This window comes from Mesoterricola silvestris (assembly GCF_030295405.1).
Taxonomy (GTDB): domain Bacteria; phylum Acidobacteriota; class Holophagae; order Holophagales; family Holophagaceae; genus Mesoterricola; species Mesoterricola silvestris.
The window spans coordinates 1,166,672-1,188,325 of record NZ_AP027080.1 but is presented as its reverse complement, the minus strand read 5'-3'; the positions used below and the strand labels follow the sequence as shown (position 1 = coordinate 1,188,325).

The following is a 21,654-nucleotide window of genomic DNA, read 5'->3' as shown; positions in this document are numbered from 1 at the left end:
AAACCCGGGAGGATGTGCTTCCTCTCCGCGATGCTGGCCCGTGCCCCTGCGGCACGGCCCGGAACCAAAGTCAGGACCCTTGCTGATCGTGTGATGTGCGCCGCGCGCCCCCTCCGCGCCGGCGGCAATTCCATGCTCCACCCCGGCGCCCGGAAACCCGTTCATGGATGCAGAACGTGAACCCTTCCCGGCGCCCTTCCCCCGCAATGCCCGAATTTCTCCCCCAATCCATGAAGGAGTCCCACCGTGGCAAATGACCCCGCAACGGCTGGAGCGCCCCCCGCTCCGCCCTCGTTCTTCACGCGCTACAAACGCGAAATCGGCGCCATCCTGGGGATCGTGGTCTGTCTCCTGGTGTGGTTCGCCATGCCCGCGGGCCCCGGCCTCACCCCCCAGGGCCGCCACTGCCTCGCCCTCAGCCTCCTGGCCGTCATCTGGTGGGCCATGGGCGTGGCCCACCCCGGCTTCAGCGCCCTGTTCCTGTTGCTGGCCTGGGTCCTCACCAAGACCGCCGAGCCCAGCGTCGTGTTCCGCCTCTGGACCACGCCGCTCATCTACATCGTCGTGGGCGGCTACATGATCGCCACCGCCGTGGAGAACTCCGGCCTGGGCAAGCGCATCGCCTACCACTTCATCCTGAAGTACGTGAACAGCTTCACCAGCATCGTGGCCGCCGGCTACATCCTGGGCTTCATCCTCAGCGTCATGATCCCGCATCCCTGGCCGCGCTCGTTCATGATCATGGCCGTCATGGGCATCATCATCAAGGCGACGAAGCTTCCCGCCAAGTACGCGGCCTCCATCGGCCTGTCGGTCTTCGCCAGTTCCGTGCCCGTCTCCATGATCCTGCTCACCGGCGACAGCATGATCAACACCATCGCCCTGAATTTCGCGGGCCAGGAAGCCAGCTGGCTGAAGTGGCTCCTGTACATGGGCGTCCCCGGCGTCATCGCCAGCCTGCTCACGTTCTTCATGCACATCACCCTCTTCAAGGCCCCCGCGGACTTCAGGATCGAGAAGGACGAGATCCGCGAACAGCTCAAGGGCCTGGGCGGCATGTCCGGCGCCGAGAAGCGCGTCACCTTCTGGGTCTCCATCGCCCTGGTGCTCTGGGCGACCGATTTCCTCCACCACATCCACCCGGGCTGGGTGGCGCTGGGCACGGGCATCCTGCTTTCCATGCCCCGCATCGGCGATGTGCTCAAGGCCCCCGACTGGAGCAAGTTCGGCCTGGGGACCCTGTTCTTCCTCACCGCGGCCCTGGGCATCGGCTCCGTGGGCGCCGTGACCGGCATGAACAAGTGGCTGGCCGGGGTCCTCCTGCCCAGCTCCGTGCCCCACAACATCTACCTGCTGGCCCTGATGATCACCTGCTTCGCCGTCCTCATCCACATGTGCCTGGGCAGCGTCCTGGCCGTCATGGGCATCGTCACGCCCACGATCATCGCGTTCACCGCCGGCACGGGCCTCAATCCCCTGGTCCCCGCGCTCCTGGTGTACACCGCCGTGGGCATGCACTTCATCCTGCCCTTCCACCACATGAATGTCCTGGTGGGCGCCGGCGACTCCGGCGGCAAGTACGGCGACATGGACGTCATCAAGTTCGGCGTCCCCCTCACCGTCATCGTGCTGATCACCACGGTCCTCGTGGAGATCACCTGGTGGAAGCTCATCCACCTGATCTAAGGACGCGCGCCTTCCCCCGGGAGCCCCTCCCGGGGGAAGGCCCCCTTCCCTCCGGGAGCCCCATGGAATCCAACGAAAAGAAGCGCCTCGTCGTGGGCATCAGCGGCGCCAGCGGCGCGATCCTGGGCATCGACCTCCTGAAGGCCATGCAGGGCTTCCCCGACTGGGAGACCCACCTGGTCGTCTCCAACGGAGGCCGCCGCACCATCGCCCACGAGACCCCCTACAGCATGGAGGAGGTGGCCGCCCTGGCCACCCGCATGCACCCCATCGAGGACGTGGGCGCCCTCGTGGCCAGCGGCACCTTCAGGACCGCCGGCATGGTGGTGGTCCCCTGCAGCATGAAGACCGTGGCCGGCATCGCCACGGGCTATTCCGAGAACCTCCTCCTGCGCGCCGCCGACGTGGTCATCAAGGAGCGGCGCAAACTGGTCCTGGTGGCCCGCGAATCCCCCCTCAGCCCCGTGCACCTGCGCAACATGCAGGCCGTGACGGAAATGGGCGTGATCCTCCTGCCACCGGTGCTCACCTTCTACAACCACCCCGCCACCATCGAGGACATGACCCGCCACATCATCGGCAAGGTCCTGGACGTCTTCGGCCTGGAGATGCCCCGCTTCAACCGCTGGAACGACGCCCTCACCGCCATCCCGGCCCGGGGCTCCCAGGTGGACGGCGCCGGATACCTGGCAAGGCCCTGACCCGGCTCCGATCGCGGCTCGAGGGATCCGGCCGTCCAGGTTCATGGCTGCTTCTTTCAGTAGGCCTTGTCGTGGTCCGGCACAATGGCAAGCAGCATGAGAAAATCCCCGTCAACCGTGGCAATGACCCGAGCCGCACGGGTCGCCCGAAGGGAGTACAGAGGTTTCTTCGAGTCCGGATCGAGCTTGCCCTGCAGCTTTTCCAGGTGGAGCCCCTGATGGTTCAGTAGCTGGGAAAAGCTAAGTTCGCCGGCAATCCGGATCAGCTTGGACAGCCCCTCACGGACGGGACCCGCTTGCGAGAGCGCTTCCCGAACGAAATGGGGCTGGCAAACGACGTTCATTCAGCCGCCAGCTTCCGCAGGAACTCCTGCCCTTCCGGGCTATTGATGGCGATCCCCTCCCCATCCCGCCTTTCCTGCAGGGATTTCTCAACGGAAGCCTGAACCTCCGGACGCCAGGCCCAAAGCTGATGCGCAGGAATGGCGACCATGGGCACCAGCCGGAACGTCCCATCCTCCAAGGCCTCAAGCTCAACCGGCTGACCCGCCTTGAAGGCAGGCGGCAGCGTGACCCGCCGGCGGTTGTCAGGAACGAGCATCATGGGAGCCTCCACACCCCAAAGTATACCCTCAGAGGGTAAGAGGGCTACCCTATCCTATCTAAGGATAGTATGGGGCTTGTTCATCCCCTTCATCCTGTGCATCCGATTCATCCCTGTTTCCGCAGGGCCCGCCCTGGGATGGGTCGGCGCATGCAGATCAACTGCGCGCCACCCCATCCCATCGCTTGCCCTGTCGAAACAGGGATGCATCGGATGCCCAGGATGAAGGGGATCAGCCCTACGGCATCCCCCGCTCAGATCCTCAGATGCGCCAGGTGCTGCGCGCTGGAGATGGGCTCGTTGGGCTCGTCGTGGATGACCTGTCCGTCCAGGAGCTTGATGATGCGGTGGGCGTGGCGGGCGATGTCCTCCTCGTGGGTCACCAGGATGATGGTGTTGCCCTTCTGGTAGAGCTCCTCGAAGAGCGCCATGATCTCCACGCTGGTGCGGGTGTCCAGGGCGCCGGTGGGCTCGTCGGCCAGGAGGATGGAGGGGTTGTTCACCAGGGCCCGGGCGATGGCCACGCGCTGGCGCTGGCCGCCGGAAAGCTGGTTGGGCATGTGGTCCGACCGGGGGCCCAGGCCCACGGCCTCCAGGGCCTGGGTGGCCAGGGCGTGGCGCTCCTTGCTCTTGACCCCGCCGTAGATGAGGGGCAGCTCCACGTTCTGCAGGGCCGTGGTGCGGGCCAGGAGGTTGAAGGTCTGGAAGACGAACCCGATCTCCTCGTTGCGGATCTTGGCCAGGTCGTCGTCGGACATGGACGAGGCCAGCTTTCCATTAAGCTCGTAATGACCTGCCGAGGGCGTATCAAGACACCCGATGACATTCATCATGGTGGACTTGCCGGATCCGGAAGGTCCCATGATGGCCACGTACTCCCCCCGCCGGATGTCCAGGGACACGCCGTCCAGGGCGCGCACCTCCATATCTCCCATCTGGTAGTACTTCTTGATGTCCTTGAGCCGGATGAGGGGGGAGTCGGTCATGAAAACCTCAGGAAGATCGGTGCCTCGTGAATTGATGCTCTAGGGGGCCCGGCCCCCCTTGGGTCTTCGGGGCAGGCCGTCCCGGGTTTAGACCCGGATTCCGGCCCACTGTTTAAGGATAGCGGGGATTCCCGGGAAGGGATCGTTGACTCGAACCACCAAATCGCTAAGATGGTTGTCACAGTCAACCATCCGGGGCCTGCCATGGAAATAGAGCAGATCTGCAGGGTTTTCGGCGTCCTCCACCGGCATTCGCTGGACCACATCGCGGGCTTCGCCCGGGGACTGGATATCAGCGCGGTGGAGTGCATCTTCCTGCTCTTCGTCCTCGCCAACGAGGGGATCAACCAGGAGCGGTTGTCGGCCCTGCTGACCATCGACAAGTCCGCCACGGCCAAGGCCATGAAATCCCTGGAGCGGGCCGGCTACATCGAAAGGTCCCCGTCCAGCCGGGACCGCCGCGCCAAGATCGTCTTCTCCACGGCCAAGGCCCGGGACCTCCAGCCCCTCATCAAGGCCAATCTGAAGGGGTACATGGAAGCCATCACCCGGGAGGTGAGCCCCGGGGACCTGGAGATCACCCTGCGCACCATCGAGGCCGTCACGAACCGGTTGGCGGGCAGGCCATGACCGGCCCGGGGGGTTCCACCAAGTGGCTGGTGGGCTTCACCTGCCTGCTGGGGATCTTCATGGAGGTGCTGGACACCTCCGTGGCCAACGTCGCCCTTTCCAACATCCAGGGCTCCTTCGCCGCCGGCACCGACGAGGTCACCTGGGTCATCACCAGCTACCTGGTGGCCAACGCCGTCATCCTGCCCATCACGGGCTGGCTGGGCAATTTCTTCGGCCGCAAGCGCCTCTACCTCACCTGCCTGGCCATCTTCACCCTGGCCTCCCTGGGTTCCGGCGCGGCCCAGTCCCTGTCCTTCCTCATCCTCATGCGGGTGATCCAGGGCCTGGCCGGGGGCGCCATGGTGCCCCTGTCCCAGGCCATCACCTTCGAGGCCTTCCCCTCGGAGGAGCAGGGGTACGCCGCGGCCATCTACGGCATCGGGGCCATCTGCGGCCCCATCCTGGGGCCCCTGCTGGGGGGCTGGATCACCGACAACTGGTCCTGGCCCTGGATCTTCTACATCAACATCCCCGTGGGCCTCGTGGCCTTCGTGGCGGCCATGACCTTCGTGAAGGATCCCTCGTACCTGGAAAGGCCCAAGGGCAAGGTGGACTACTGGAGCCTCCTGTTCATCGCCGTGGGCCTGGGCTGCCTGGAACTCTTCCTCAACCGGGGCGAACGCTACGACTGGCTCGCGAGCCCCGTCGTCCAGGTGTTCCTGGGCCTGGCGGCGCTGGGCATCGCGCTCTTCATCTGGCGCTCCCTGACCGCGGAGAACCCCCTGGTGGACCTGCGCATCTTCGCCCTGCCGGAATTCTCGGGCGGCATGGCGCTCATCTTCGTGGCGGGCATGGGCATGTACGGCACCTTCATCTGCGTGCCCATCTTCGTGCAGACGTTCCTGCGCTTCACCCCCACCTGGGCGGGGATCGTCCTGGCCCCGGCCGGCGCCTGCTCCATGCTCGCCATGGCCCTGGCGGGGTTCCTGGTGGGCAAGGTGCACGTGCGGATCCTCGTGGGCGCGGGGTTCGCGTCCATGAGCGCGGGCGTGTGGTTCCTGACCCGCATCAGCCTCGCCACGGACGTGGCCTTCCTGGCCCTGGCCATGTGCATGTTCGGCTTCGGCATGGGGCTCGTGCTGGTGCCCATCGGCAGCGAATCCATCCGGCGGATCCCCCCGCAGCTGGTGGGCACCGCCACGGGCATGTTCAACCTCATGCGCAACGAGGGCGGCAGCGTGGGCATCGCCCTGTGCACCACGGTGCTGGCCCAGCGGGCCCAGTTCCACCACGCGCGGATCGCCGAGCACGTGACGGCCTTCAATCCCGAGCTGCAGCACCGCGGCGTCGCCCTGGTGCGGGGCTTCTTCCCCAGGGCCGGCCTCGACCCGGCCTCCATGCCCGGGCTCGCCGCGGGCCTGGTGGGAGCCGAGGTGAACCGGCAGTCCTACCTCCTGAGCTTCATCGACATCTTCGCGTTCCTGGCCGCGAGCCTCGCGGTGGCCCTGCCCCTGGTACTCCTCATGCGGCATTTCAGGAGCGACGGCGGGCACCGCCCGATGCTTCACTGAATGGCCAGCTCCAGGAGCGTGCCGATCATGGACCTCAGTTCCGCCTCGTCCCGGGCCTCGGCCTTGAAGCCCCGCGCGGAGGCCGCCAGCACCCGGGCGATGCCCGCCAGGGCCGCGGCGTCCCGGGCCGCGTGGGACGGGACGCGGGCCAGGATGGGGACCAGGAGGGCCTCGAAGGCGGCGAAGCCCCTGGCCTTGACGTCCTCGGCGAAGGCCAGGCCGCAGCTGGCCAGATCCCGGGCGTCGGGGGATCCCTGCATCATGAGGAAGGGCTGGATGATCCAGCATTCGAAGGCGAAGCGCAGCTGCTCCAGGGGGGTCTCCCGCTCCGGCAGGCCCCGCTCGATCTCCGCCAGGGTGCGGGCCATGAATTCGCCCATGGAGCCTTCGAAGATCTTCTCCTTGTTGCAGAACCTCAGGTAGAGGGCGGGCCGGGAGATGCCCGCGGCCTCGGCGATGTCCCCCATGGTGGTGCGGCGGAAGCCGTACCGCAGGAAGACGGAGGTCGCCGCCTCGATGATCTGCTGATCCCTTTCTTTGGCCATACCCAAGAGTTGACATTTTCTGAAGGAATGTCAATCTTGAACGCGGTGACAATTTTCGTTAAAACGTCAAGAAAGGATGAACCATGACTTCCAAGGGAATCCCCCGGGCCTGGAGCGTGCAGGACATCCCCGATCAGACCGGCCGGGTGGCGCTGGTGACCGGCGCCAATTCCGGCACGGGCCTGGAGGCCGCCAAGGCCCTGGCGGGCCGCGGCGCCCACGTCATCCTCGCCTGCCGCCGCCTGGAGCGGGCCCTGGGCGCCGAGCAGGCCATATTCAGCGCCCACCCCGGGGCCTCCCTGGAGCGCGTGGAACTGGACCTGGGTTCCCTGGATTCCGTGGGCGAGGCCGCCCGCACCGTGCTCAAGCGCCACGGCCGCCTGGACCTCCTCATCAACAACGCCGGCGTGATGATCCCCCCCTACGGGCGCACCTCCGAGGGCTTCGAACTGCAGTTCGGCACCAACCACCTGGGCCACTTCGCCCTCACCGGCCACCTGCTGCCCCTGCTCCAGGCCACCCCGGGCTCCCGGGTGGTGACCATGAGCAGCGGCGTCCACCGCGTCGGCCGCATCCGCTTCGAGGACCTGCATTTCGCCCGGGGCTACCGGGCCTGGGCCGCCTACGCCCAGTCCAAGATCGCCAACCTCATGTTCACCTTCGAGCTGCAGCGCCGGCTGGCCCGGGCCGGAAGCGGCACCCTGGCCGTGGCCGCGCACCCCGGCTGGTCCCGCACCGAGCTGCAGCGCCACGCCACCCGCAACCCGGTGATGCGGTTCCTCATGGCCGCCTTCGCCCCCTTCTTCAGCCAGGACGCCGCCCAGGGCGCCCTGCCCCTGTTGCGGGCCGCCGTGGATCCGGAGGCGGAAGGTTCGGCCTACTACGGTCCCGCCCAATATTCCGAACTGGTCGGCCCCCCCGTGCGGGTCCAGCCCGGCGTCCGCGCCCGGGACGAGGAGGTCCAGGCCCGGCTCTGGAGGGTTTCCGAGCGGCTCACCCGGGTGGCTTACCCGGTCTAGCCGTACCCACATCGGCTATCATGGGATTCCACCCCCCAGACACCCCGCGTTCCGGCCCACCCCCTGGGCCCGGGCCCGGCCGGTCCAGGGGCTACCCGGAGAATCCATGCGCATCGGTCCCTTCCTTGCCGCTTCCCTCCCCTGCGCCATGGTGCTGGCCGCGCCCGCGGAAACGGACTGGCACCTCCTGCCGGCCCTTTCCGCGGATCCGGCCCTCCTCCTGAAGGCGGCCTCCGCCCACAAGGTCCGGGAAGGCCAGGGCATCCTCGAGCTGCTGGAGGACACCCGGGTGGCCTTCGACGCCCAGGGGCGGAGGACGACGCACTACCGGTACGTGTTCCGGGTGGACCATGAATCCGCGATCCGGTCCTGGCGGAACGTCGGGACGGTGTGGGTCCCCTGGCACCAGGAGCGGCCCCGCATCCGCGCGCGGGTCATCACCCCCGACGGCCGGGCCCATGAACTGGACGGGGCCACCCTGGGCGAATTCCCCGTCAACGAGGACGACACCACCCTCTACGATGACCGCAAACGCCTGGCCGCGCCCCTGCCCCAGCTGAGCGTCGGCTCGGTGGCGGAGGTGGAGATCGTCACCCGGGAGACGGCTCCCGTCCATGCTTCCGGCACCCTGCTCAACCTGTCGCTCCACCAGCCCGTGCAGGTCCTCCGCACCCGGGTCCAGGTGGAGGTCCCCGAGGCCCTGCCCTTCCGGTGGAAGATCGACGGCCTGGGCCCCATCCAGCCCCAGCTCGCCCGGGAGGGCGGCATGGTCCGCCTGGCCCTGGATCTGGGCCCCATGGAACCCCCGGAGGAACGGGAACCGGCCATGGATCCGGAAGCCAGCCCCCGGCCGGAGCTCAGGCTCTCCACCGTCACCTCCTGGGCGGCGGCCGCCTCGGCCTACTCGGCCATCGCCAACCGCCAGTTGGAAGGGGCCGACGTGGGCGCCTGGGCCCGGGAGGCCGCCGGGGACGCCACGGAGCCGCGCGCCCGCATCAACCGGATCCTGGGCCGCCTGCACCGCTCGATCCGCTACACCGGGGTGGAATTCGCCGAGGCGGGCATCGTCCCCCGCACGCCCGCGGAGACCCTGAAGCGGGGGTTCGGCGACTGCAAGGACCAGGCGACCCTCCTGGTGGCCCTCCTGCGGGAGGTGGGCATCCCGGCCCGGCTGGCCCTGCTGGGGACCGGGCCCGGCCGGGACATCGATCCCGAACTTCCTGGCCTGAATCATTTCGACCATGCCATCGTCGTCGTGCCGGGGCCCCAGCCCCTCTGGATCGACCCCACCGCCGCCTACGCCCGGGCCGGGGAGCTCCCCTTCCCGGACCAGGGCCGGTGGGCCCTGGTGGTGGACGGCGCCACCACCGCCCTGGTGCGCACCCCCGCCGCGGCCTCCGGGGACAACCTGACCCTGGAGACCCGGGAGGTCTTCCTGCCCGAGCCCGGCAAGGCCCGCATCGTGGAGACCTCGCACCCCTCCGGCCTGGCGGAGATGATCCTGCGGCATGACTTCAGGCCCTCGGACCCCAAGCAGCTCCGGGAGAACCTGAAGCGGTACGTGCAGGGCATCTACAATGCCGGAGACCTGGGCGACATCGACACCGGGGACCCCTCGGACCTGGAGCGGCCCTACACCCTGCGCCTGGAGGCCAAGGACTGCGCCATGGCCGTCACTTCGGACGTGGACGCCGTGGTCACCCTCAACGCCTGGGCCATGACGTCCCGCATCCGAAAATTCGTGCCCACCTCCTATGACCTCAAGGAGAAGGAAGCCCCGACGACCCGCAAGCAGGCCCTGCTCCTCCCGGAACCCCATGCCATCGAATGGCGCTACCGCATCGTGGCCCCAGCCGGTTTCGAGGCGCGGCCCCTGCCGGAATCCGGGCGCCTGGACTTCGGCCCGGCCAGCCTCACCCGCACCTACGCCCGGAGCCCCGAAGGGCAAATCCTGGCCACCTTCCGCTTCGATTCCGGCAAGGCCCTCTGGACCGCCGCCGAGGTGGAGAAGGCCCGGGCGGGCCTCGAAGCCTTCGGGCAGGCGCCCCCGCCCCGGATCATTTTCGACCAGGTGGGCGAGGGGCACCTGGCGGCGGGCCGCATCCGGGAGGCGATCCAGGCCTTCCGGTCCCAGACCACCGCCCAGCCCGGCAAGGCGGTTCCCCTCAGCCGGCTGGCCATCGCCCTCCTCCGGGGGGGCATGGGCGAAGCCGCCCGGGACGCCGCGCGCCGGGCCTGCGCCCTGGATCCCACGAGCATGTATGCCCAGCGGGCCCTGGGCTGGGTGCTGCAGCACGACCTGGTGAACCGGGCCTATCACACGGGCTGGGACTTCGCGGGCGCCGTGGCCGCCTTCCGGAAGGCCAAGGAACTGGATCCCAAGGACGCGCTCAGCCGGAGGAATCTGGCCATCCTCCTGGAGTACAACCCCGCGGGCCTCCGGTACGGCCCCGGCGCCGACCTGGAGGCGGCCGCCAGGGAATACCGCCAACTGCGGGCGGACCTCAAGGTCGAGGATTCCAACACCAACCTCCTCATCGTCCTCTGGCGGGCCGGGCGCCACAAGGAGGTCATGGACCTGGCCACGTCCCTGCCCAGGCCCCAGGACGGGTATTCCTGGCTCCTGGCCGGCACGGCCCTGACCCAGGGCACCGCGACCGCCCTGAAGCAGGCGGCCACCACCATCGCGGATGTGGGCCAGCGGAGGACCGCCCTGCTGGATGCGGGCAACCTCCTGGTGAACGCCCGGCGCTACGTGGATGCCGCCACGCTCCTTTCCGCCGGGGCGGACGGCGCCCCCAACGCCCCCGCCATCCGGAGCCGGATCGCCGTCCTGGCGCGCATGCGCCGCTCCGAGGACCTGGCCAAGGAGCCGGAAACCCCCGCCTCCGTGGTGTGGCGGTTCCTGGCGCTCCTGCAGGATCCCGCCGGCTCGGGCGAGGATCCGGCGCGGTTCTGCGCCCCCGCCCTGCGGGAAATCCTGGCCAAGGACGGGTACCTGGCGGCCCTCAGGGAAGCCATGGGGTTCGAAGACCTGCCCCTGGACGGCACCGGCGTGCCCTACGCCGTGGCCCTGGACAACCTCCGCGCCCTGACCCAGGTCGTGGTGAACCGCGGGGGGGATTCGGGCTTCCGGGTCGCCATGAAGATGGCCAACAGCGGGAATGGGGCGAGCCTCTCCTTCCATGTGATCCAGCACCAGGGGCGCTTCCTCCTGGCCGCCACCGACCTGTCCTACGGCACCTTCGGCGCCGAAGCCCTGCGCCGCCTGGAGGCCGGGGACGCGGCTGGGGCCGGCGCCCTGCTGGACGAGGCCAGCGAAGGCGTGCTCAAGGGGAAACAGGATGACCCCTTATCCGGCCATCCGTTCAATCGTTTCTGGAAGAAGGGCCAGGGAGGCACCCCGGCGGAAATTCGCCTGGCCGCCACCACCCTCCTGGTCCCGGAGAAGGGATACGAGAAGGCCGTGCCAGGCCTCCTGGCCGCCGGCGAAACCTCGGAACGGATCGATCTGGCCCTGCTCTGGGCCCACCGGGCCCGGAACGAATTCCAGCCGCTCCTGGCGGTGGCGGAGCGCCTGGTCAAAGCCCATCCCGCGTCCCGGCTGGCCACCACCACCCAGGCCTATGCCCTGGCCAAATGCCGGAAGTGGCCCCAGCTCCTGGCGGCCTGCGAACGGGCCCTCGAAAAGGAACCGGACGACGAGATTTTCGTGGAATCCCGGTCCCAGGCCCTTGGCATGGTGGGGCGGTTCCAGGAACGGTCCGAGGCCCTGAAGGCCTACATCGCCACGGGAAAGGCCTCCGCGGGGTTTTTCAACAACCTGGCCTGGTACGAGCTGACCCAAGGCCGTACCAACGAGCAGACCGTTGACCTTGCCCGCCGGGCCCTCCTGCTCCAGGCGCAGAAGAACGGGGCCGCCCAGCATACGCTGGCCTCCATCCTGGCCGAACGGGGCGAGGTGGAGGAGGCCCTGGATATCTTCCTCAAGGAAACCGGCGCCCTGGGCAAGGAAGAGCCCCGTTCCCAGGATTGGTACCTGGCCGGCCGCATCGCCGAGCAGTTCGGTGAGCCGGCCGCGGCGGCCGCCTGCTACAAGCGGGTGACCCCGGACCCGGACCGGGAGGAAGCCGAAGGGGATTCCTGTTTCGCCCTCGCGGCGCGCCGGATGAAGGCAATGGGAGTCTAATCCCCCTCCCCGGCCCGCCGGAGGTGCAGCAGGAATTCCTTGTTGCCCTCGCCCCCGAGGATCGGACTCACGTCCCAGGCCATCGGCTCCAGGCCGCTGCCCTGGAAGAAGTCCCAGATCTCCCGCCGCACCCGGTCGTGCACCTCCGGGTCCCGGACGATGCCGCCGGCGCCCACGTCGTCCCTGCCGGCTTCGAACTGGGGTTTCACCAGGAGGATGGCGTCGGCCCCGGGGGCCAGGGAGGGGAGGATGGGGGGGATGGCCAGGCGCAGGGAGATGAAGCTCAGATCGGCCACCAGGATCGTGCAGGGTTCCGGAATGCGGGCGGGGTCCCACAGGCGCAGGTTCACCTGCTCCATGGACACCACCCGGGGGTCGCTGCGGAGCTTCCAGTGGAGCTGGTTGGTGCCCACGTCCACGGCGTAGACGCGGACGGCGCCGGCCTGGAGCAGGCAGTCCGTGAAACCCCCGGTGGAGGCCCCCGCGTCGAAGCCCACCCGGCCGGCGGGATCCACCCCGAAGGCCGTCAGGCCGTGGGCCAGCTTCAGGCCCCCCCGGCTCACGAAGGGCAGGGCCTCGCCCCGCAGGCGCAGGGTGGCCTCCTCGCCCACCAGGGCCCCGGCCTTGGTGACGGGGCGGTCGTCCACCAGGGCGTCGCCGGCCATGATGCGGGCCGCGGCCTTGCTGCGGGTTTCGCAGAGCCCCCGCTGGACCAGGAGGAGATCCAGGCGAACCTTAGCCATGGAGGGCCCGTTTCTGGCGCTTGATCTCCCGGCGGTAGACCCCCACGTTCCGGTTGTGCTCGGCCAGGCTGGGGGCGAAGCTGTGGCCGCCCTTGCCGGTGGCGACGAAATAGAGGTCCTTGCCCATCTGGGGGACCTTGGCGGCCTCGATGGCCGCGGCGCTGGGGATGGCGATGGGGGTGGGGGGCAGCCCGGCCACGGCATAGGTGTTGAAGCGGCTGGGGCGCCGGATATCCTCCGGGCCCGGGGCCGTGAAGCGCAGGTCCCCGGCCGCCCACCGGGCATACAGCGACGTGGGGTCGCACTGGAGCCGCATGCCGATCCGCAGGCGCTGGGCATAGACGCCGGCGACCTTGGTGAGCTCCTCGGGCACCCGGGTCTCCTTCTCGGCCAGGCTGGCGAGGATGAGGGTCGGGTAGGGCGGAAGGGCCCCCCCTTCCAGGCCGGGCAGCACCTTGTCCCGGAAGGCCTCCACCATGGCCAGGAGGATCTCCTCGGGTTCCTGGGCGTGGTTCACCCGGTAGGTGGCCGGGGCCAGGAGCCCCTCCAGGGACTCGGCTTCGGGGAAGCCCGCGGTCCTGGCCAGGCGGGGGCTCTTCCAGAGGGTCCAGAAGACGTCCTCGGGGATGAAGTCCCGGAGCCGGCGCTGCACGGTCCAGGCGTGGGCCCCCACGGGCAGGATGATGTTGGTGTAATGGATATCGGCCCGCCGGAGCTTGCCCGCCACGTCCGACAGGGAGGCCCGGGGCTCGATGGTGTACTCGCCCCGGATGAGCTGGAGCTTGCGGGCCCGGGCCCAGAGCTTGAACATGGCGGCGCTGCGGATGAGGCCGTCCCGCTCCATCTGGTCGGCCAGGGCGTCCACCGTGGTGCCCCGCTTCACCAGGAGCATGGACGGGGGGTGCTGGGGGCCCTGGCGCTTCCACAGCCAGAGGCCCGACAGGGGCAGCAGGGCCAGGAGGGCCACGGCGGCGGCAAGACGGGTGGAAGTGCGGGATCGGGCCATGATTCCAGCCTAAAGGGAATTCCCCCGGGCCGCCATGGAACCTGGGGGCCCGGCCGAGCATATGATTTATTTATGAGTGCCCCATGGCGAACGTCTACCACCGCCACATCGGCCCCTTTTCAGCCACCATGCTCATCGCCGGGTCCATGGTCGGAAGCGGGATCTTCATCGTCCCGGCGGAGATGATCCGCACCGGGGGGACGGGTTCCTTCCTGCTGCTGGCCTGGGGCCTCACGGCCGCCCTGACCCTCCTGGGAGCGCACGCGTACGGCGAGCTGGCCGGCATGTTCCCACAGGCGGGGGGGCAGTTCGTGTACCTGAAGGAAAGCTATGGGCGCCTGGTGGCCTTCCTCTATGGGTGGACCACCTTCCTCATCATCGAGACGGGGGCCCTGGCGGCGGTGACCATGGCCTTCGGGAAGTTCCTGGGGATGTTCCTGCCCGGGGTGAACGAGGCCCGCTTCCTGGTGGGTCCCCTGGAGGTGCGGGCCCTGGAGGTGGTGCCCGGGATCGTGGTGGGACCCTACCACCTGGGCCTGACCCCCGCGCGGCTGGTGGCCATCGCGGTCATCCTCCTGCTCAGCGCCCTGAACGCCCGGGGAGGGCGCCTGGGGATCTGGATCCAGAACGTCTTCACCGTGGCCAAGCTCGGCAGCCTCGCCGGCCTCATCCTCGTGGGGCTGCTGGTGACGGCCCCGGCCCACCCCTCCGGGGCGGTGATCCCCCCCGGCCCCGCCCTGCCCTTCCTGGCCGCCCTCCTGGTGGTCCAGAGCGGCAGCCTGTTCTCCTCGGATTCCTGGAACTCCGTCACCTTCATCGCCGCGGAGATCCGGGAGCCCCGCCGATCCATCCCCCTGGCCCTGCTGGTGGCGCCCCTCCTGGTGCTGGGCCTCTACCTCCTGGCCAATGCCGTCTACCTCCGGGTCCTGGGGCCCGCGGGCATCGCTTCGGCGCCCGGGGACCGGGTGGGCACCGCCACCCTGCACGCCCTGTTCGGACCGGCCGGCTCCAGCGCCATGGCCCTGGCCATCCTCGTGAGCACCTTCGGCTGCGCCAACGGCCTGGTGCTGGCGGGCTCCCGGCTGTACCAGGCCATGGCCTCGGAAGGGTTGTTCTTTCCCATGGCGGCCCGCCTGAACTCCGCCGGGGTCCCGGCCCGGGCCCTGGGGTTCCAGGCCGCGTGGGCCTGCCTTCTCACCCTCACCGGCAACTATGCCCAGCTCCTGGAATTTTCCATGGCGGCGGCAACCCTGTTCTATGTACTGACGGTGGCCGGGATTTTCGTGCTCCGGCGCACACGGCCCACCCTGGAGCGCCCGGTGCGGATTTTCGCCTATCCGCTTCCTCCCCTCCTCTACCTGGCGGGGGCCCTGGCCTTCATGGCCGCATTGCTAATTTATAGACCCTCCTTCACCTGGCCGGGCATGGTCCTGGTCCTCCTTGGGGTCCCCGTCTACCTGGTGTCCTTCCGTCGCGGGTAGATTCCCCAAAAGAGGATGGTGCGGTCACCAAAAATGAATTACTTTTCATGAGGTATCCGGTCCCAATGAATTGATTGGGCGCCCATACGGTGATGCTCCCCGGCCTCCGCGCCGGGCGGACAAGCGTACCGGCAAAAATCCCACCAAACGACTTGGCAAAGCAGGCGGGCCCCCAAAATACCGCTTGCCACAAAAGGTCTGGTATGAAGAATAATTCAAGACCTACCCGCCGAATCCGATTCCCACAGGCCCCGTCGCAGCCCCCGTCCCTTCCTCCCCCACCCAAAGCAGTCCTGGATCCAACAGGTTCACCGATGGCGCAATTTCATGAAAGACATTGGGCGCCCCTTTCCGGAACGGCTCGTTCTTTGAGGTCTGGAGATCCTTGCCATGGTTGAATCGAACGACCCTCCCCAGGCCGATGAAGGACAAGCCCGCAACCCGTTCCTGAAGGGTCCCCTGGTCCGGAAGATCGTGAAGATCGCCCTGGACACGCTGGTCGCCTGCGTGGGTTTCGTGGCCGCGTCCAGCGTCCTCCTGCAGGGCCTGAACGTCGGGCGCGGCATGGTCGCCTTCGTGCTCATCGCCATGTTCATCAACCTGGGCCTGCGCTTCCACACCCAGCACTACCGGGCCATGGACATCCACGATGCCCGCTGGCTCGTGCTGGGCACCGCCACCCTGGCGGGCACCACCATGACCCTGTGCCTCATCCGCGGCGGCTGGACGGACAACGTGCGCCCCGACGTGGTGCTGGGCGCCAGCCTCATCACGGGCCTGCTGTGGGTGGTGGTGCGCATGGCCGCCCTCGCCATCCACCAGCGGCGCCATGCCCGGCCGGCCATCGTCGCCGGCGGGACCCTTGCCGAGCGAACGCTCATCATCGGCGCGGGGCGCGCGGGCGTCCTGCTCTGCCAGGAGCTGCGGGAGCACCCGCGCCTGCGCTGCAACGTCCTGGGCTTCATCGACGACGACCTGGAGAAGCAGGGGCTGCGCATCCTGGGCATCCCCGTCCTGGGTCCCACCGCCCTCCTGCCCCTGATCATCCGCGAACAGAGCGCCACCCAGGTCATCCTGGGCATGGCCGGCGTGCGGGGGGCCCGCCTCCGGGAGCTGTCCAAGGTCATCATGGCCGAGGGCATCAAGCTCAAGACCGTCCCCGGGATCATGGACCTGGTGGGGGACCGGCCCTGGAAGCCCGAGGTGCGGGACATCGCCATCGAGGACCTGCTGCGCCGGGATCCCATCACCCTGGACACCGAAGCCATCCGCAAGGCCCTGGACAACGAGGCGGTGCTCATCACCGGGGCGGGCGGTTCCATCGGCAGCGAACTGGCCCGGCGGGTGGCCGAGATCCACCCGGGGCGGCTGGTGCTGCTGGGCCGGGGCGAGAACAGCCTCTGGGAGGTCCAGCGTCAGCTGGTGAACCTCTACCCCAACCAGGAGGTGGAGATCGCCCTCTGCGATATCCGCAACCCGGCGCGCCTCCACCAGGTGTTCCAGAAGTGGCGGCCCAAGGTCGTCCTGCACGCGGCGGCCCACAAGCACGTGCCCTTCCTGGAAGCGAACCCCGAGGAGGCCATCGAGAACAACATCTTCGGCACCCGCAACGTCATCGAGGCCGCCAAGGCCTGCGGCACGCGGATCTTCGTGAACGTCTCCACGGACAAGGCGGTCAATCCGGTGAACATGCTGGGGGCCTCCAAGGCCGTGGGCGAGCTCCTGGTGGCCCGGGCCGCCGTGGAGGTGCCGGCCTCCAAGTTCGTCAGCGTGCGCTTCGGCAACGTCCTGGGCAGCCGGGGCAGCGTCATCCCCCTGTTCCGGGACCAGATCCGGGGCGGCGGGCCCGTGACCATCACCCACCCGGACATGGTGCGCTACTTCATGACCATCCCCGAGGCGGCCCAGCTGGTGCTCCAGGCGGGCATCCTGGGCGATTCGGGCAAGGTCTTCGCCCTGGACATGGGCGAGCCGGTGCACATCGTCAACCTGGCGGAGGAGATGGTGCGCCTTTCCGGGTTCTCCCCGGGGGTGGACGTGGACATCCGCTTCACGGGCGTCCGCCCCGGCGAGAAGCTGGTGGAGGAGCTCTTCAGCGAAGGCCGGGTCTCCCGCACGACCGTTCACCCCAAGGTTTTCGAAGCCAAGGAGTACCCCGTGGACCCCGCCACCCTCGAGGAGGGCCTCGCCATCCTCCGGGAGATCCAGGACGGCCGGGGCGAGGAGGGCTACCCGAGGATGCTCCGGTGCTTCATGAAGCTGCTCCCCACGTTCCAGCCCTCTCCCCATGGCCTGGGACGGTACCTGGACGCCGAGGCCGACCCGGACAACCCCAAGGTCGAGCCCCTCACCGCCCCGGTGGATTTCAGGCCGCCCGAAAGCCTTGGCCTGCGCGCCTACATCTGATGCCATACTGGAACCACATCCCATCACCTGGTCGTTTTTTTCTTCGGAGCGCATCGTGTTGCAAACCCTGGGGCACGCAGAAGTTCCTTCCACCCTCGCCACCCGCGCCCGGTCCGGGCTGACCCTCGGCCTCCTGGCCCTGACCCTCGCCGTCGGCTGCAAGGCGCCGGGCATGAAATTGTCCTCCCGGCCCAACAGCCACGAGCGGCCCGAGGATGTGGGCGGCCTTTCCGTCACGCTGCACCCGCTCTCGCCGGACCTGGTGAATCGCCAGGCCACCCGCCCCCCGACCCCGGTGGACATCTCCGCCCTGGTCGCCGACCGGGCGCAGCCCTACCGCCTGGGCTCCCAGGACGTGCTCCTGGTCACCGTGTGGGACCACCCCGAGATCTCCCTTCCCATGGGCCCCAACCGCACGGACACCTCGTACGGCAACCTGGTGGACGAGGAGGGGAACATCTTCTTCCCCTACGTGGGCAAGCTCAAGGTCGCGGGCATGACCGTCAGCCAGGTGCGCGACAGCCTCACCACCCAGCTGGCCAAGTCCCTCCGCAATCCCCAGGTGGACGTGAAGGTGCTGGTGTACCGCTCCCAGAAGGTCTACGTGGGCGGCGAAGTGCGCAACCCCGCCGTGTACCCCGTCACCGACGTCCCCTTCACCCTGGCCGAGGCCATCAACCGGGCCGGAGGCCTGAATCCCGCGGCCGATGACAGCCGCATGGTCCTGACCCGGGGTTCGAAATCCTGGACGCTGAATTTCCAGTCCATCCTGGCCATGGGCACGGCCTCCGGCCAGATCCTGCTCCAGGACGGCGACTCCCTGCAGATCCCCAACGCCAGCGAGGAGCCCGTGTACCTCATGGGCGAACTCATGCGCCCCGGGAACATCCCCCTGGTGCACGGCAAGCTCACCCTCGCCAAGGCCATTTCCGAAGTGGGCGGGGTCCAGGTCACCAGCGCCGACGCCACCTCCATCTACGTGATCCGCTCCGCCGGCGCCTCCAACAAGGTGGACGTCTTCCACCTGGACGCCCGGAACCCCGCCTCCATGATCCTGGCGGACAAGTTCGCCCTGAACCCCCGGGATATCGTCTACGTGGACGCCGGCACCCTGGTGCGGTTCAGCCGCGTCATGAACCTGCTGCTGCCCACCATCAACGCCATCACGGCCGGCACCGCCACCGGGGCCCAGGTCTACTACTTCAAGAAGCGCCTCTAACCCCCCACTTCGCCAGAGGTCCTACCTGATTTCGCCGCTTAGGGTCACATCCGTTCTCGTCGTCTGTGAAGGCAATCACTGCCGGAGCCCCATGGCCGAAGCCCTGCTCCGGTCCGGGGCGGGGCCGGGCGTGGAGGTGGGTTCCGCCGGCCTTTCGGCCCTGGAAGGCCTCCCGGCCGACGGGGACGCCCAGCGCCTCATGGCGGAGCGGGGCCTGGATCTCTCCGCCCACCGCGGCCGGCAGTTCACGCCGGCCCTGGCCATGGCGGCCGATCTCATCCTCGTCATGGACGAGCGGCAGAAGCGGGATTGCGAGAAGAAGGCTCCCCGGGTCCGGGGCCGGGTCTTCCTCCTGGGCCACTGGCAGCCCCCCGAATCCCGGGAGATCCCGGACCCCTACCGCCGGGGCCCGGAAGCCTTCCGCCGCGCCCTCGATCAGATCCAGCTGTCCGTCGGGGACTGGCTGCCCCGTGTGAATGCAGAGCAAAGGTCCCTATGAACAATGAAATGACTCCCGATCCCAGACACCCCGCGGCGCCCCAGCGGCATGGCCCGGGCCCGGACAGCTCCAGCCGGGGCGCCGAGTTCAACCTCAGCGAGGCCTTCGCGAACCTGTGGGAGGGGCGCGGGCTGATCCTGGGCTCCCTCCTGCTCTTCGTGACCGTGGGGCTCATCTACGTGTTCGCGGCGACCCCCGTGTACCAGGTGGAAGGCCTGCTCCAGACCGAGGTTCCCAAGAGCTACGGCTCCCAGAACCAGGAGTTCACCAAGATGGAGGGGGTCTACACCCAGCTCACGGTGGCCCAGGGGGAGATCGAGATCATCAAGAGCAACCTCGTCCTGGGCCGGGTCGTTTCGAACCTGGGCCTGGACGTGGAATGCGCCCCGGTGCTCATGCCGGTGATCGGGCGCATGCTGAACCGGAATTCCCGCACCCCGGCCCGCCTGGACATCGAAGCCTTCGAGGTGCCCGACAAGCTCCGGGGCATCGTCTTCAAGGTCACGGCCCTGGGGGGCGGGGTCTACCGCCTTTCGGGCCCCGATGGCAGCGAGCTGGTGCAGGGCAGGCCCGGCGAACGGGTTTCCGCCTCCTGGAACGGCATGCCCATGCGGCTGAAGGTGCGCAACCTCCGGGGGAAGACCGGCCAGGTGTTCACCCTGTCCATGACCCCCATCGTGGATTGCATCACCAACCTCCGCCTGGCCCTTTCGGTGGAGGAGCGGGGCAAGAACATGAACCAGTCCTCCAATATCCTGGGCCTTTCCCTGCAGGCGCCGGACCCGGAGCAGGGGGCGCTCATCCTGAACGAGATCCTCAATCAGTACGTGCGCCAATCCATCGAGCGCAAGGCCGGAGATTCCTCCAAGGCCCTGGCCCTCCTCCAGAGCCAGCGCCCCGCGCTGCAGCAGCAGCTTTCCGAAGCGGAAAGCCGGCTCAACGAGTACCGCCGCCAGAATGCCGCCGTGGACATCGCCCAGGAAGGCAACCTCTTCCTCCAGCAGGGCGCCAACCTGGAAGCCCAGATCTCCACCCTCAAGCAGCGCCGGCAGGAACTGCTGCGCACCTACACCGAGCATTCCGACCTGGTGACCACCACCGACCAGCAGATCGCCCACCTCCAGGCGGAGGCCAACAAGGTGAACTCCAGGGTCACGGGCCTGCCCAGGACCCAGCAGGAGATCGTGCGCCTCACCCGGGACGCCCAGGTGAAGTCCGAGATGTACACGTCCCTGCTCACCAGCATCCAGCAGCTCCAGAACACCCTGGCGGGGGCCGTGGGCAACGCCCACGTGGTGGACTACGCCATCCCGGCCTACGATGCGGTCGCCCCCAAGAAGAAGGTCCTGATGGTGCTCTTCACGTTCATCGGGCTGGTGGTGGGCGTCGGATTGACCGTGGCGCGCCGCCTCATGCGCCGGGGCATCCAGGATCACCGCATCATCGAGGCCAAGCTGGGCCTCCCCATCCTGGTCACCATCCCCCACAGCGAGGGCCAGAAGAACTTCGACAAGCAGATTTCCAAGAAGAGCCCCGGCATCCACCTCCTGGCCGTGGGGGACCCCGAGGACATCGCCACGGAGAGCCTCAGGAGCCTCCGGACCCTCCTGCACTTCACCATGGAGAAGGCCGAGAACCGGATCATCCTCGTCACCGGCCCCTCCCCCGAGGTGGGCAAGTCCTTCGTGAGCACCAACCTCGCCACGGTCTTCGCCCAGGGCGGCGCCCGGGTGCTGCTGGTGGACGGCGACCTGCGCAGGGGCAAGCTGCACCGCACCTTCGGCGCCAAGGGCCGGGCGGGCGGCCTGGCCGAGATCCTGGCCGGCAGGGCCGACTGGAAATCCCAGATCAAGGAGACCATGGTGCCCGGCCTCAGCCTGCTGAGCACCGGCATCCTCCCCCCCGATCCCCTGGTCCTCCTCATGTCCGCCAAGTACGCCGAATTCGCCGCCCAAGTCTCCGAAGCCTTCGATTTCGTCATCATCGACGCCCCCCCCATCCTGCCGGTGAGCGACGCCACGGTCCTGGGCGCCAAGGCCGAATCCATCCTCCTGGTCGCCAAGTACGGCGCCCACCCCCTGGAGGAGATCCGCACCTGCCAGAGCCGCCTGAAGCACCTGGAAGGCAAGCTGAAGGGTTGCGTCTTCAACGATATCGAACTGGTGAAAGTGGGCGGACTGTACGGCTACTACCGCTACGAGTTCGACTACAAGTACCGCCGCGGCGAAAGCTGACGAGGCCGGACGTTCCGGGACCCCTCGGCCCGCCCAAGGCTGCCCTGCCGGGGGCTGCCGGGGCGGGCCTCGAGATTCCTGGGGGACGGGGTCGGCCCATGGGGTCCCGGACTGTTGCGCCGACCCAACGGTAGCGCTTGCGCAGCAGCGAGC

17 protein-coding genes are annotated in these 21,654 nt (G+C 68.4%); 11 read left to right on the top strand and 6 right to left on the bottom strand.

Translation table 11 applies throughout. The features are described 5' to 3' along the window. The first annotated feature begins 246 nt into the window (after window positions 1-246). Both R2J76_RS04970 and R2J76_RS04965 read left to right on the top strand, forming a co-directional pair. Window positions 247-1,686, top strand: coding sequence for an SLC13 family permease (locus R2J76_RS04970; RefSeq protein ID WP_316414701.1), 1,440 nt, complete (start codon window positions 247-249; stop codon window positions 1,684-1,686). Window positions 1,687-1,748: 62 nt separating this feature from the next. Next, window positions 1,749-2,387, top strand: coding sequence for a UbiX family flavin prenyltransferase (locus R2J76_RS04965; RefSeq protein ID WP_316414700.1), 639 nt, complete (start codon window positions 1,749-1,751; stop codon window positions 2,385-2,387). Window positions 2,388-2,443: 56 nt separating this feature from the next. On the opposite strand, the gene R2J76_RS04960 is transcribed toward R2J76_RS04965, so the two are convergent. From R2J76_RS04960 to R2J76_RS04950, 3 genes are all read right to left on the bottom strand, one after another. Next, entirely contained in the window at window positions 2,444-2,731 is a 288-nt protein-coding gene (locus R2J76_RS04960) for a hypothetical protein (RefSeq protein WP_316414699.1), read from the bottom strand. Then, window positions 2,728-2,991, bottom strand: coding sequence for a hypothetical protein (locus R2J76_RS04955; RefSeq protein ID WP_316414698.1), 264 nt, complete (start codon window positions 2,989-2,991; stop codon window positions 2,728-2,730). The genes R2J76_RS04960 and R2J76_RS04955 overlap by 4 nt, the downstream gene beginning before the upstream one ends. 254 nt (window positions 2,992-3,245) lie before the next feature. Then, complete coding sequence (locus R2J76_RS04950) at window positions 3,246-3,977, bottom strand: ABC transporter ATP-binding protein (RefSeq protein WP_316414697.1); 732 nt, start codon at window positions 3,975-3,977, stop codon at window positions 3,246-3,248. A 204-nt stretch (window positions 3,978-4,181) separates the two neighbouring features. Between R2J76_RS04950 and R2J76_RS04945 the strand changes: the two genes are divergently transcribed. Beyond that, on the top strand, window positions 4,182-4,607 hold the full coding sequence (locus R2J76_RS04945; protein WP_316414696.1) for a MarR family winged helix-turn-helix transcriptional regulator: 426 nt from the start codon (window positions 4,182-4,184) through the stop codon (window positions 4,605-4,607). Next, window positions 4,604-6,160, top strand: a complete 1,557-nt coding sequence (locus R2J76_RS04940) for a DHA2 family efflux MFS transporter permease subunit (RefSeq protein ID WP_316414695.1) — start codon at window positions 4,604-4,606, stop codon at window positions 6,158-6,160. Before R2J76_RS04945 ends, R2J76_RS04940 begins: the two co-directional genes overlap by 4 nt. Here the strand turns inward: R2J76_RS04940 and R2J76_RS04935 are convergent. After that, a complete protein-coding gene (locus R2J76_RS04935; RefSeq protein ID WP_316414694.1) occupies window positions 6,154-6,705 on the bottom strand; it encodes a TetR/AcrR family transcriptional regulator in 552 nt (183 codons plus the stop codon). The two genes, R2J76_RS04940 and R2J76_RS04935, sit on opposite strands and share 7 nt — an antisense overlap. Window positions 6,706-6,788: 83 nt before the next feature. On the opposite strand from R2J76_RS04935, the gene R2J76_RS04930 reads away from it, so the two are divergent. Then, window positions 6,789-7,724 (top strand): oxidoreductase, encoded by a 936-nt coding sequence (locus R2J76_RS04930; protein ID WP_316414693.1) that lies wholly within the window; start codon window positions 6,789-6,791, stop codon window positions 7,722-7,724. Between the two features lie 106 nt (window positions 7,725-7,830). Continuing rightward, window positions 7,831-11,913, top strand: coding sequence for a DUF3857 domain-containing protein (locus R2J76_RS04925; RefSeq protein WP_316414692.1), 4,083 nt, complete (start codon window positions 7,831-7,833; stop codon window positions 11,911-11,913). Here the strand turns inward: R2J76_RS04925 and R2J76_RS04920 are convergent. Continuing rightward, window positions 11,910-12,656 carry a TlyA family RNA methyltransferase gene (locus tag R2J76_RS04920; RefSeq protein WP_316414691.1) on the bottom strand — a complete coding sequence of 249 codons (747 nt, stop codon included), beginning with the start codon at window positions 12,654-12,656 and terminating at the stop codon, window positions 11,910-11,912. The genes R2J76_RS04925 and R2J76_RS04920 overlap by 4 nt on opposite strands. Then, window positions 12,649-13,662 carry an endolytic transglycosylase MltG gene (gene mltG, locus R2J76_RS04915; RefSeq protein WP_316414690.1) on the bottom strand — a complete coding sequence of 338 codons (1,014 nt, stop codon included), beginning with the start codon at window positions 13,660-13,662 and terminating at the stop codon, window positions 12,649-12,651. The genes R2J76_RS04920 and mltG overlap by 8 nt, the downstream gene beginning before the upstream one ends. An 83-nt stretch (window positions 13,663-13,745) precedes the next feature. On the opposite strand from mltG, the gene R2J76_RS04910 reads away from it, so the two are divergent. The 5 genes from R2J76_RS04910 to R2J76_RS04890 all read left to right on the top strand — a co-directional run bounded on the left by R2J76_RS04910 (window position 13,746) and on the right by R2J76_RS04890 (window position 21,501). Beyond that, window positions 13,746-15,143: an APC family permease gene (locus tag R2J76_RS04910; RefSeq protein ID WP_316414689.1), complete on the top strand. Its 1,398-nt coding sequence runs from the start codon at window positions 13,746-13,748 to the stop codon at window positions 15,141-15,143. A 390-nt stretch (window positions 15,144-15,533) separates the two neighbouring features. Further along, window positions 15,534-17,549, top strand: a complete 2,016-nt coding sequence (locus tag R2J76_RS04905) for a polysaccharide biosynthesis protein (protein WP_316414688.1) — start codon at window positions 15,534-15,536, stop codon at window positions 17,547-17,549. 55 nt (window positions 17,550-17,604) lie between these two features. Then, complete coding sequence (locus tag R2J76_RS04900) at window positions 17,605-18,768, top strand: polysaccharide biosynthesis/export family protein (protein ID WP_316414687.1); 1,164 nt, start codon at window positions 17,605-17,607, stop codon at window positions 18,766-18,768. Between the two features lie 28 nt (window positions 18,769-18,796). Beyond that, the gene (locus tag R2J76_RS04895) at window positions 18,797-19,267 is read left to right on the top strand and encodes a low molecular weight protein-tyrosine-phosphatase (RefSeq protein ID WP_394366824.1); all 471 of its coding nucleotides are present in this window, start codon (window positions 18,797-18,799) and stop codon (window positions 19,265-19,267) included. An 8-nt stretch (window positions 19,268-19,275) separates the two neighbouring features. Continuing rightward, window positions 19,276-21,501 (top strand): polysaccharide biosynthesis tyrosine autokinase, encoded by a 2,226-nt coding sequence (locus tag R2J76_RS04890; RefSeq protein WP_316414686.1) that lies wholly within the window; start codon window positions 19,276-19,278, stop codon window positions 21,499-21,501. Window positions 21,502-21,654 lie beyond the last annotated feature (153 nt).